Here is an 11888-nt window from a genome sequence, read left to right on the forward strand (position 1 = left end):
CATATGTTTAGTCTAATGAGAAAAAACTTTCTCTTATTTTCTGTTTATATAAGGATTTACAAATTTTTTAAACGCGCCTGGAGAGATTCGAACTCCCGACCCTCTGATCCGTAGTCAGATGCTCTAATCCGCTGAGCTACAGGCGCATAAAAAAACAATATCAGATTGACTCCCAAAGAATAAGAAAATATGTTTATATCTAGGCCTTGAAAATTCATTGAAATACGATCATGAAACTTAAAAAGTTATTATTCCATTAGTTTTTTAATTTTGAGATAGTAACCAATCTATATATAAGTTCACTAATAATAGAGAAAACTATGTTTTCATGATCACTTCTATGGATTCATCGCAAATTAATGAGCTAGCGATTTCAATAGCTGACAGATTATTTATTCAGGTTGGAAATTGGAACCTTTATCTAGGCGACGCTGGCCTTGCAAAGGACTTAGCTATTGAATGTCAGGCTAGCTTTAATCAAGGTGCAAATCTTGCCGCTAGAAAAGGTCTAGAGGCGATTCAAGTAAAACTTGGCGGGGGTAAAACGATACTGCCATTATCAAAATTAATTCCACCAAATCAATTTTTTGACCTTGAGGAGATTTTAGAACCCTATTGCAGATAAGATTTGCTCAGTTGCTTTGTTATTCTTGCTAATCATTCAGGTGACTAATGCCAGAGAGGTTGTAAGGCAGCGAATTGGTCGCTTAGGAGAAAGGCTTATAGGAAAAGTTGCTGATGCTGATGCACAGGTTGAAAAGGAATTAATGAAAGAGATGGAAATAGCTTTTCAAGAGTTTGGTATTGAAGCAAGAATTCTCTCAGTCAGTGGAGTGAAAACTGATGAAATGAACTGTTTAGAAATCCCACTTAAAGTTAGATCAGAAAAAGATGTTTTTCTTAAGGACGAATGAATTTCTCTTTTAAAAACTTATTTAAATTATCAATATCATCGACTTTAAGAATAATGGCTAGACAATAGAATATAACAAGACTAATTCCAGATGAAATTATGATTTTAAATAATAAATTAAAGAAACCATAAGGTAAATATATTAATTTAAAAATAAAAAATGAGCTAATACCTGAAATCAAACCAATTAAAATAATTCTAAGATTTTGAGATATTATTTTTGATAATTTAATGTTATCTACTTTATTATTTAATTTTAATAGTAAAAGTATACAAGCAAATAAATTAACAAATGTAGTTGAATATACCAAGCCATTTACCCCTAAGTTGATGGGAGATAGTTGCCCCCATGGACTTGTTCCCCCTATTAAAAACCAGTCAAAAAATAAATTTAACAATATTGCTATGATTGATATTCTAAATGGTGTTTTTGAATCTTCAATGCCATAAAATACTCTAACTAATAGATCTCTTAATAGATAAAAAGGCATACCTATTCCATATGCAATCAATAGTTGACTTACAATATTTATAGCATTTTGATTAAATGAACCTCTCCCATAGATTAATATCACTATTGGAACAGAAAGTGAAATAAATATTGAACCTAGAAATACCATAGAAGAAGAGGAAATAATTATCCCTTGATGGATTTTCTTAATCAATTTGAAGTGATTTTCTCGAGCTCTTAAGCTTACAAAAACCGGTAATAATGGGATTAAAATAGAATTTGATATTATTCCAAGAGGAGCTTGAACTAAAAAGTTTGCGTAACTTAGAGCAGCTGCAGCTCCAACTATTTTCGAGGCAAAGAATAAATCAGTAAGAACATTGACTTGTATCATTCCTGAAGAAAGTGATGCAGGGGCAATCATTCTCCAGGCTCTTTTTAGTTCTGAATATTTTGTTTGAATTGAAAAACTGATAGTAAATATTCCCTTTTTAATTAGAAAAGGTATTTGAATTAAATATTGAGATAGCGCTCCAATAAATGTTGCCTTTGCAAGAATAAGACCTCCCCTCAAATTTAATTCATATATATCAGCTGAAGTTTCTTTATTTATCCAAAATCTTGATACAGCAATTATGACAATTAGACTTGATAATAATGGAGCTATAGAAGGGATGAAAAATTCTTTTTTTGCATTTAGAGATCCAAAACCTAGGCCTATTAGTCCAGAAAAGAATATAATTGGAGACATTATTTTCAATTGAGAAGATGCAATTTCTTTTATCTCGGGTGTTAGATTCGGCCCAACTAAATTAATCAAAAAATCTGATGAAAAGAAAATAAAAAAACTAATTATTAATAGTATTAGAGATAAAATAATATTGATTGAACTTATAAATAATCTACTATCAATTTTGTTTTTATCCGCTAATAGTGTAACCATTGAGTTATGCAATGGACCATTAATACCGCCTAAAAGAACTAAGAAAAATCCAGGTATAATATAAGCATAATTATATGCATCATATGCAGCACTAATTCCGAAAGCACCAGCAATAACTAATTGCCTTGCCATCCCTCCAAATTTACTTAATAAAGTGCCTAAACTTACGACGAAAGCAATTTCTTTGATTGATTTCGGCATGTTAGATTTGAAAAAAGAGAGCTTTCATTTTTCTAGAATATTTTGTAGTTCTTGTTTTAATTGGATGTTAATTAAGTGATTGAGATTGGGAAAACCATTATTAAGTTCCCCCCTCTTGTAGAGGGAACCCTAATCAAGAGATATAAAAGATTTTTGGCAGATGTTGAGTTGGATAATGGTGAAATTGTTACCGCGCATTGTGCGAATACAGGACCAATGAAAGGGGTTTTGTGGCCTGGTGGTCGAGTCAGACTTAAGTACTCTCCTTCGCCTAAACGTAAATTAGATTGGTCTTGGGAGCAAGCTGAGGTGCCAAGCCATAATGAGCTGAAGAGATGCTGGGTTGGTATTAACACATCTTTACCAAATAAATTGATTAGAAATTTGGTTGAGGCGAATGGCCTAGAGAAGCAATTGGGTTTAATCGCAAATATCAAGCCTGAAGTTAAATATGGTTTAGAAGGTAAGAGTCGAATTGATTTATTACTTAAACCAGAAAGAAATAACTCAGATAGTAGAAATATTTACATAGAGGTTAAAAATACAACTTGGTGTGAAAAAACCTTGGCTTTGTTCCCTGATACGGTAACGACAAGAGGTCAAAAACATTTGAAGGAGCTAATGAGTATTTGTGCTAATTCAAGAGCAGTATTGATTCCTTGCATTAGTAGAAGTGATATGGAAATTTTCGCACCTTGTGATTTAGCAGATCCTTTATATGGAAAATTATTTAGAGAGGCAATATCCATGGGTGTAGAGATTATTCCATGTGCATTTGGTTTCTTTTTAGACCACATCACTTGGGAAGGTGTTAAGCCCTTTCAAAGTTCACAAACAAAAAATATCTAGAGCAAAAAACTTGAGTAGATCTATTTTAGCTATTTAAGCTAGTTTCTTGTTTTGATTTTTAATCGTTGGGTTTAAATTAATTTGGAAAGTTAATCAATTCACGCTGAAAATGTGTATGTAAGAACATATTTGTAGAACCAAACTCTTTTTTTGTATCAACACCTACATCTTCTCAGTATCAGTTGCATGCATATTCATAGTTGTAACTTTTGGATTAACTATCCATTTCTTTTTTCGAAGTAAGCATCATTTATGACCACTGCTTTGCAATCGCCTCCAAGGCGAAGTACTTCTCGTCTTCAAGACGCAAGTCTTTTAAACGGGCCAATGCTTCTTCTAAGAAGCATTAAAGGTTTTAGAAGAAGTCAATCTTGGGCATGGCTAGCCACTGTTCCATTGGCTCTTTTAGGATTAGGTGTATTCACTTTCTCTGCTAGAGCTGAGGTAGCGCTATCAGATTTAACTGGACCTCAAGCCGCTGCATTCTTGGCAGATAACCTTTGGTTATTTATAGCCACAATCCTCGTTATTTTTATGAACGCAGGATTTGCAATGGTTGAAGCGGGTATGTGTCGTCAAAAAAATGCGGTAAACATTTTAGCAAAAAATTTATTTGTTTTTTCTCTTGCTGTAACGGCCTATTGGGTAATTGGATATTCCCTAATGTATGGCGGTTCAGTAATTGATGGTTGGCTTTATTTCCAAGGCTTATTTGTTGATCCAGATCCTTCAGGTGCATTGGAATGTGCTGCTGCTGGTGATACAGGTTGTCTTGTTCCAGCAGTTGATTTCCTTTTCCAATCTGCTTTTGCTGGTACTGCTGCAACCATCGTTTCTGGACTAGTCGCTGAGAGAGTCAAATTTGGTGAATTTATTGTTTTCTCTATTGTTTTGACTGCTTTTATCTACCCAATCGCAGGGAGCTGGCAGTGGAATGGTGGATGGCTTTCTGAACTAGGCTTTATTGATTTTGCTGGTTCATCTATCGTTCATTCTGTTGGCGGATGGGCTGGTCTCGTTGGAGCAATGCTTCTTGGACCTCGTATAGGCAAATTTGTTGATGGCAAAGCTCAAGCAATGCCTGGTCACAATATGGCTATTGCAACTTTAGGTGCTCTAATCCTTTGGATTGGTTGGTATGGATTCAACCCTGGCTCTGAATTAGCAATGGATCAATATGTTGCTTACGTTGCAGTAACAACAACATTGGCAGCAGCAGGTGGTGCTATAGCAGCTACAGTTCTATCTACCACTACTTCTGGTAAACCTGATCTAACCATGATCATCAACGGTATCCTTGCTGGTTTAGTAAGTATCACTGCTGGTTGTGGAAATATGACTTTCGCTGGATCTTGGCTTGCTGGTGCTGTCGGTGGATTAATAGTCGTGGCTTCAGTAGCAGCTTTGGATTCTGCAGGCATTGATGATCCAGTTGGAGCCTTCTCAGTTCACGGTGTTTGTGGTGTTTGGGGAACTATTGTTATCGGCCTTTGGGGTGTTGATGGCATGGATCCAGGCGCTGCAGGAATTGGTCTTCTCAATGGAGGAGGAATTAGTCAATTCCTTATTCAATCATTAGGTGCAGCTGCTTATGGCATCTGGACTGTCGTTACGTGTTGGATTGCTTGGCAAATTATTGGTGGTTTCTTTGGAGGCATCAGAGTTAGCGAAGCAGAAGAGATACAGGGTCTTGATATTGGTGAGCATGGAATGGAGGCTTATCCTGACTTTGCTTCTAGCTAGTTCACTTGTTTAATTCTCTAACATTAAACCACACTAAAAAAGCCCAGATATATTCTGGGCTTTTTTAGTGTGGTTTAATATTTATCAGAATCCTATCAATTTGTTTTTTCTTTTTAATTGAAATGGATACTCAAGCATTCAAGCAAGCACTTCATAAATCGGATCGTTACAACAGAAGAGGATTCGGCTCTGCTAACAAGCGAGCTCAGGCGCTAGCAGAGGCTTATCAAAGCGGATTGATCGGATCTATTAGAGATAATGGGAATGAATTGGAACACGGTCGACTCAAGGTCAAAATTGCAGAGGCATTTGGATTTTGTTGGGGAGTTGAAAGAGCTGTAGCAATGGCTTACGAGACTAGAAAGCACTATCCCAATGAAAAAATATGGATTACTAATGAAATTATTCATAATCCCTCAGTAAATGATCAGCTTAGAAAAATGGATGTTCTTTTTATTACTGAGGAGAAAGGTATCAAAGATTTTTCAGGAGTCAAAGATGGAGATGTTGTAATTCTTCCAGCATTTGGTGCAACAGTTCAAGATATGAAAATGTTGCATGATAGAGGTTGCCACATTATTGATACCACATGTCCATGGGTTTCAAAAGTTTGGCATACAGTTGAAAAGCATAAAAAACATACATTTACTTCCATCATTCATGGAAAATACAAACATGAAGAAACACTTGCTACTAGTTCTTTTGCTGGGACTTATCTAGTTGTATTTGACCTTGATGAAGCTAATTATGTTGCAGAATATATTCTTGGTGAAGGGAATAGAGAGGAATTCTTGAAGCGTTTTGCCAAAGCCTCTTCTGCTGGCTTTGATCCGGATAAGGATTTGAAAAGAATTGGTGTAGCTAATCAGACAACAATGCTGAAAAGTGAAACAGAGGAGATAGGTAAGTTATTTGAAAAAACAATGCTAAAAAAATATGGTCCTGCTTATTTAAATGAACACTTTCTAGCTTTCAATACTATTTGTGATGCCACTGAGGAAAGGCAAGGAGCAATGTTTTCTCTAGTTGATGAACCTCTTGATCTTATGGTTGTCATTGGTGGTTATAACTCATCAAATACTACCCATCTCCAGGAGATAGCTGTGAGCAGGGGGATTCGCTCTTTTCATATTGATACTCCAGAGCGAATTGGAGAAGAGACAAATACTATTACTCACATGCCACTTGAAGGGGAATTAATTACTGAGAAGGAATTTCTTCCATATGGCAATATTAAAGTGGGTATAACATCTGGTGCCTCTACTCCAGATCGAGTGGTTGAGCATGTTATTCATAAGCTTATGAAAATAAGTGAAAAAGATTCATTAGAATAAATCACAAATTTGACCCAATTTCTCGTAGGATATATTGACAATATTTGTTGAAGATGGCTCAACCTACAAGTTCTAATATTAAAGATTCTGACTCACAAAAGGTTGAAGTCGTTGTACAGAGCCCTGAAGGGGAAGTGAATATTTTTGGAGAACTTTCTATATTAGTCCTTAGAGTTAGTTTCAGTTTGTTGATGGTTCATCACGGCTTGGAGAAATTAAATGATCCAGGAGGTTTTGCTGAATTTGTTGTTGGTAAATATTTCAGTTTTCTCCCTGGTGATCCTGTCATTTGGACATATATGGCCGCCGTAACCCAAATAGTTTGTCCAATTGGTTTGGCAACTGGTGTATTGGCAAGACTATCCTCATTGGGTTTGTTATCAACTATGGTATTTGCGTTATATTTCCACTTTATAGATACTGGACTAGAAGGGTTCCCTTTCGCAGTAGTGGAAAATCATAACTACATATTTGAATTGTCAGCCATTTATGCAGCAATATCATTTTATTTTTTATGCGCTGGTCCAGGAAGACTTTCACTTTTTAGGAAATCAAATAAAATAACTTATTATCCAAAAGGTACATAAATTAAGATCAATTTTTAAGGTTAGATAAAAACATAAAATAAATTATAATTTTAATTAATGTAGAAAGTGTCTTTTCCCAGTTAGAATCATTTTTATTCCTAACTCATTGCATGCGTTGATAGAATCTTTGTCTCTAATACTTCCCCCGGGCTGAATAATTGAACTAATACCATAATCAGCTGCCATCTTTACAGTATCGTCGAATGGGAAGAAACCATCACTAGCCAAAACAGCTCCTTTTGATTTGCTCCCGGCTGCTTCTAATGCAAGTTTTGCAGAACCTATTCTATTCATTTGACCAGCACCAATGCCTAGACTCTGCTGATTAGATGCTACAGCTATTGCATTTGATCTTATGTGTTTTACAATTTTCCAAGCAAAGGACAAGTCATCTATTTCTTCTTCTGTTGGGACTAATTTCGTAACGTTTTTCCATTCTGTTTGATCACTATTTGGTTCATCTAAATCTTGAATTAATAAACCACCAAGTATGCTTCTTATATGATTTTTTTCAGCTTTTTTTATAGACTCAGCTTTTAACTCTAATAGTCTTAGATTTTTCTTTTTTGAAAGTATTTCTTTTGCTTTATTATCAAAATATGGAGCTACAACACATTCGATAAATACATTTTCAAGTTCTATAGCTGCGGCTTCATCAATAGGGCAATTTATTGCAATAATCCCCCCAAAAGCGCTTACTCTATCGCCATCTAATGCTCTTTTAAGAGCTAAGTATGGAGAATTTCCAATTGCTACTCCACAAGGATTTGTATGTTTAATTACTACCGCTGCTTTTTTATATGAAGGACTACTAACAGTATTTTCATATCCAAATTCACGCAGAGTGGATAAAGCAGCTTCAAGATCTAGAAGGTTATTTGTACTTAATTCTTTCCCTTGCAATTGATTAGCGCCACTCCATCCTTTTTCAGGCTCTCCGTACCATGACGCCTTTTGATGAGGATTTTCTCCATATCTAAGTTCTTGTTTTAATGGCAAACTTTGCAACCAAGAAGCCTTTTTTGAGATGTTTTGGTTGGCAATCCATTTACTTATTGTGAGGTCATAGTTGGCAGTATGTTCAAAAGCTTTATGAGAATAGTTTTTTCGTAATTCATTAGTTATTGCTTTTGATTTATATGCATCAATTAAGGTTGAATATTGACTTGGATCAGTGACTACAAGAACATCTTTATGGTTTTTCGCGGCTGCTCGAATCATAGTTGGACCTCCAATATCAATATTTTCGATTGCTTCCTCCCATGAAACATTCTCTTTTAAAATTGTTTGTTCAAATGGGTATAAGTTAACAACTACCAAATCTATTGGATTGATATTTTGTGCCTTTAAATCATCCAAATGAGTTTGTTTATCTCTTCTAGCCAATATTCCTCCATGGATTTTTGGATTAAGAGTTTTGACCCTTCCTTCAAGAATTTCTGGAAACCCCGTGTAATCTGCTACTCGTGTGACAGGAAGATTTTCTCTCTCAATTAATTTTGCAGTCCCGCCACTTGAAATGAGTTTGAAGCCCAATTCATTAACCAATGCTTGAGCTAAAGGGATTAAGCCAGTTTTGTCTGAGACACTTAGCAGAGCTATAGGTGACATTTTTATTGTTTGAAAGCGATTCTTCTCGATAACCTACGCATCAAAGAGACATATTGCATTCAAGATGACTGAACAACTCTTATTACATTCTGAATCCGCAACAAATAGATTAGTTTTACTTCATGGTTGGGGAGCTGATGCAAATGATCTAATACCTGTTGGGAAATTATTAACTGTGGGTTTAAAAGAGCGTTTTGAAATAGTTTCTCTTTCAGCTCCTCAGCCTCATCCAAGCGGATCAGGTATGCAATGGTATCCTTTGTACCCACATGAATGGGAACAGGTTCCAAGTGCAGTATTAGATCTTGAAAAGCGTTTAAATAATCTTTGCTTTAATCGAATACCTTTACATAAAACATTGCTGCTGGGATTCTCACAAGGTGGTGCGATGGCGTTAGAGCTTGCATCAAGAAATAAATTTGGAGGAGTTTTTGCACTTAGCTCTTATCCCCATCCAGATTGGAAACCTTTAAAAGATATGCCACCTATTTTTCTTTGCCATGGAGATATCGATCAAGTAGTTCCAAAAGCCGCTTCACAGAAAAGCTTTGATATTTTGTTGAAAAATGGAGTTAAATCAGATTTATATTTTTTTAATGGAGGCCACGAAATAACTAATGATCTAATTGATTATTGCCGCGAAAAAATTAAACAGGAATTTCTAGGTTAAACAAAAGCGTATTCATATTCTTCAATTTCTTCCCAATCATCTGCTGTAAGTTCTAAACCAGCAAAAATTTTGTCCTCACCAAGAAATTCAACAATAACTCTTAGAGAAGGGAAAAGAAAGTGATTCTCCTCAGCGTATTGGGCACTAAACAAACCTTTTTCTCCCCAAAAGAAGCGATCAGTAGTGTGTTCATTACGACGCACATTTAGTATTGCAGGTGCGTAAAGTCCCTCTTCAGCAATAAATCGTCTAGCAGCCGTTACAGGCTTATGTTGACCCGTTCCTAAATGGAAAATAGGTACATGGGACATAACACGCTGACCTGCGAGTCTTCGTCTGCTAATTCTTTTGCGCTTCTTAGACATGAAAAAACTACCTTTTTTGGGGGGTGGGAGAGAGTTACAGATTTTCTTTTTATTAGCTCTGGTAGGAGCTAGAGTTTTTAGAAGAAAAATAAAGTTGAAACTGAGGTGGAAATTTTTCCCAAAAAATTAAAAAAGTTGACTACAGAGTTTACCCATCAATCTCTGCCTTAGCCTTAAAGTCACTAAAAGTGCTCACTTTTTAATTGGATTTGAGATAACCTCCTAACAAGATCTAAATTCTTTATTAACATCTTAATACTTTTTTCAAATTTATCAAGTTTTTGAATACTTCGTTTTCCTTCTCTAAAATTGCATAATGATTTCAATGCAGTATTCAGAAAGGTTTTTAAATTTTGTTCAACAGCAGTTGATGAGCTTTCAAGCTGATCAAGAACTTGAGCATGTTGTCGTTTATGTGGCGAGATCTGGAGAAAGTGGATCTCCAACCTTGGAGGTTGTTGGTCAGTGGCCTAAGTCGGAGAAAGTATTACAGCCTGTAGAAACTGATGCTGCCCTTCGCACGCCATCTTCAAATAGAAGATGGTACCCATTGCAAGAAGGGTCAATATTATTAGGTGTTATTCGTGCAGAGAGAATTGATTCTGAAGAAGAATGGCCTGAGAAGCTTGATCAACGTCTGCAATCGATGTCAATTTTACTGGCGAACTCTCTTGCCTCTGAACTTGATAGGAAAAGGTTGTTAGATCAATTGGATGATCAAAAAGAGCAAATATCTTTAATGGTTCATCAACTACGAAATCCATTAGCTGCCCTTGGTACTTATGCAAAACTTCTTTTGAGAAAAATAGGACCAGAAAGTGAACATGAGAATCTGGTCAAAGGTCTAATAACTGAACAAGCACAAGTGAATAAGTATCTATCCGCACTTGATCAACTTAGTCAATTGAAATTACCTCAAACTGATGATGGATCAAATAGATTGTTATTGCCTCCACTATTACCAACTGATACTTATATAAGTGTGAAAAGTTTAATAGAACCATTAGTTGAGAGAGCTAAAGCTCGAGCTAATTTGCAAGGAAGAAAATGGTTTAGTCCTTCACAATGGCCAACATGGATGGAATCAAGATCAATTTCAGAAGGTGTTATTGCTGAAATAGTTGCTAATCTTTTAGAGAATGCATTCAGGTATAGTCCTCCTCAATCTTCTATTGGTATAGAAGTGATTGAGGAGGGAATATGTGTTTGGGATGAAGGTATGCCTATAAATGAGGAAGAAAGAGAAAAGATTTTTGAAAAAGGGTTTAGGGGCGAAAGTGGTTCAAAAATGTCTGGCAGTGGGATAGGCCTGGCTCTTGCTAGAGATTTAGCTAGACAACTAGGTGGAGATTTAAAGTTAGTTGTTAATCCGAGCCAGTTTAAAAATTCTTTGCCTGAATCAGGTAATGCTTTTGTTTTTAATTTGGAACCAAGATGATACTTAATAATAATAAATGAGTTGTTTCTGTTATTACTAAACCTGCTCCATAACTATCACCATTATGCCCTCCTAGTGATTTATTTATAAAATGTGGAATTAATATGGAAGGGATTAACCCTGACAAAATGAAATAAGTTAGTAATATATTCGAAAATGTATTGAAATTAGTTGTAAATAGAAAAATTATTATACCGATGGAAATTATTATTAATGATGGTCTTATTTCGTTAGTTATCCCTTTCCAGGTTTGACGATGAGAAGAAATGGATTCTTTCTTGAAAATGTAATCATAATTTTCAATTGCAAAAAGTTGTGAGAGTCTTCCCCAAAATGCAGCTAAAGGGAAAACAAAGGGTGCATAAAAATCAAGTTTGATAATTGCTGCTATTTGAAGGATCAAAATAATTGCTAGACTTTGCACGCCTATTGCCCCCACTCTGCTGTCTTTCATGGCCTCAATTTTCTTTGATGGACCAGCACCAATTCCATCTGCTGTATCAATTAAACCGTCAATATGAAGTCCACCAGTTATAACAATGTTAATTGCAATAGATATTAATGTAATTGAAATACTTGGCCAATTAAAGTGATTTAGTAAAAGCCATGAAAATGATTGTAAAGATCCAATTAAGACTCCTATTAATGGAGCAAACCGAGCAATTCTTTTGAATGTAGGTTTAATTATTGGAAGTTGCGGCAAAATTGTGTAAAACACCCATGCACCTGCAAGATCACTTAGCCAGTTTTTCAAAATCAGAATTACAACCTCAACTGTTTCTT

At 35.5% G+C, this 11888-nt stretch carries 12 protein-coding genes and 1 tRNA gene; 8 read left to right on the plus strand and 5 right to left on the minus strand.

Going from position 1 to position 11888, the window contains the following annotated elements; genetic code table 11:
- Positions 1-72: 72 nt before the first annotated feature.
- A tRNA-Arg gene (locus AC6EIZ_RS09620) sits at positions 73-146 on the minus strand.
- 194 nt (positions 147-340) lie between these two features.
- Here AC6EIZ_RS09620 and AC6EIZ_RS09625 point away from each other — a divergent pair.
- Together AC6EIZ_RS09625 and AC6EIZ_RS09630 are read left to right on the plus strand one after the other, a co-directional pair.
- On the plus strand, positions 341-625 hold the full coding sequence (locus AC6EIZ_RS09625; RefSeq protein ID WP_498510810.1) for a DUF3181 family protein: 285 nt from the start codon (positions 341-343) through the stop codon (positions 623-625).
- A gap of 40 nt (positions 626-665) precedes the next feature.
- Positions 666-914, plus strand: a complete 249-nt coding sequence (locus AC6EIZ_RS09630) for a hypothetical protein (protein WP_011294259.1) — start codon at positions 666-668, stop codon at positions 912-914.
- Here AC6EIZ_RS09630 and murJ read toward each other — a convergent pair.
- The gene (gene murJ / locus AC6EIZ_RS09635; RefSeq protein ID WP_498510811.1) at positions 901-2508 is read right to left on the minus strand and encodes a murein biosynthesis integral membrane protein MurJ; all 1608 of its coding nucleotides are present in this window, start codon (positions 2506-2508) and stop codon (positions 901-903) included. The genes AC6EIZ_RS09630 and murJ overlap by 14 nt on opposite strands.
- Positions 2509-2583: 75 nt before the next feature.
- On the opposite strand from murJ, the gene sfsA reads away from it, so the two are divergent.
- From sfsA to AC6EIZ_RS09655, 4 genes are all read left to right on the plus strand, one after another.
- Positions 2584-3357 (plus strand): DNA/RNA nuclease SfsA, encoded by a 774-nt coding sequence (gene sfsA, locus AC6EIZ_RS09640; RefSeq protein ID WP_498510813.1) that lies wholly within the window; start codon positions 2584-2586, stop codon positions 3355-3357.
- A gap of 252 nt (positions 3358-3609) precedes the next feature.
- Complete coding sequence (locus AC6EIZ_RS09645) at positions 3610-5100, plus strand: ammonium transporter (RefSeq protein WP_498510815.1); 1491 nt, start codon at positions 3610-3612, stop codon at positions 5098-5100.
- A 122-nt stretch (positions 5101-5222) separates the two neighbouring features.
- Positions 5223-6434: a 4-hydroxy-3-methylbut-2-enyl diphosphate reductase gene (locus AC6EIZ_RS09650; RefSeq protein ID WP_498510817.1), complete on the plus strand. Its 1212-nt coding sequence runs from the start codon at positions 5223-5225 to the stop codon at positions 6432-6434.
- A 53-nt stretch (positions 6435-6487) separates the two neighbouring features.
- Complete coding sequence (locus tag AC6EIZ_RS09655; protein ID WP_269604430.1) at positions 6488-7021, plus strand: DoxX family protein; 534 nt, start codon at positions 6488-6490, stop codon at positions 7019-7021.
- 54 nt (positions 7022-7075) lie between these two features.
- Here the strand turns inward: AC6EIZ_RS09655 and purH are convergent, their stop codons facing one another.
- A complete protein-coding gene (purH, locus tag AC6EIZ_RS09660) occupies positions 7076-8632 on the minus strand; it encodes a bifunctional phosphoribosylaminoimidazolecarboxamide formyltransferase/IMP cyclohydrolase (RefSeq protein ID WP_498510820.1) in 1557 nt (518 codons plus the stop codon).
- A 64-nt stretch (positions 8633-8696) separates the two neighbouring features.
- On the opposite strand from purH, the gene AC6EIZ_RS09665 reads away from it, so the two are divergent.
- Positions 8697-9302, plus strand: a complete 606-nt coding sequence (locus AC6EIZ_RS09665; protein ID WP_498510822.1) for an alpha/beta hydrolase — start codon at positions 8697-8699, stop codon at positions 9300-9302.
- On the opposite strand, the gene AC6EIZ_RS09670 is transcribed toward AC6EIZ_RS09665, so the two are convergent.
- Entirely contained in the window at positions 9299-9667 is a 369-nt protein-coding gene (locus AC6EIZ_RS09670; RefSeq protein ID WP_011294267.1) for a DUF3155 domain-containing protein, read from the minus strand. The two genes, AC6EIZ_RS09665 and AC6EIZ_RS09670, sit on opposite strands and share 4 nt — an antisense overlap.
- Positions 9668-9983: 316 nt before the next feature.
- Here AC6EIZ_RS09670 and AC6EIZ_RS09675 point away from each other — a divergent pair, with 316 nt between their 5' ends.
- Positions 9984-11105, plus strand: coding sequence for a sensor histidine kinase (locus AC6EIZ_RS09675; RefSeq protein ID WP_498510824.1), 1122 nt, complete (start codon positions 9984-9986; stop codon positions 11103-11105).
- Here AC6EIZ_RS09675 and AC6EIZ_RS09680 read toward each other — a convergent pair.
- Positions 11086-11859 carry an adenosylcobinamide-GDP ribazoletransferase gene (locus AC6EIZ_RS09680; RefSeq protein WP_498510826.1) on the minus strand — a complete coding sequence of 258 codons (774 nt, stop codon included), beginning with the start codon at positions 11857-11859 and terminating at the stop codon, positions 11086-11088. The two genes, AC6EIZ_RS09675 and AC6EIZ_RS09680, sit on opposite strands and share 20 nt — an antisense overlap.
- Positions 11860-11888: the final 29 nt, after the last annotated feature.

The sequence above is a fragment of the Prochlorococcus sp. G4PB16 genome (assembly GCF_059772465.1).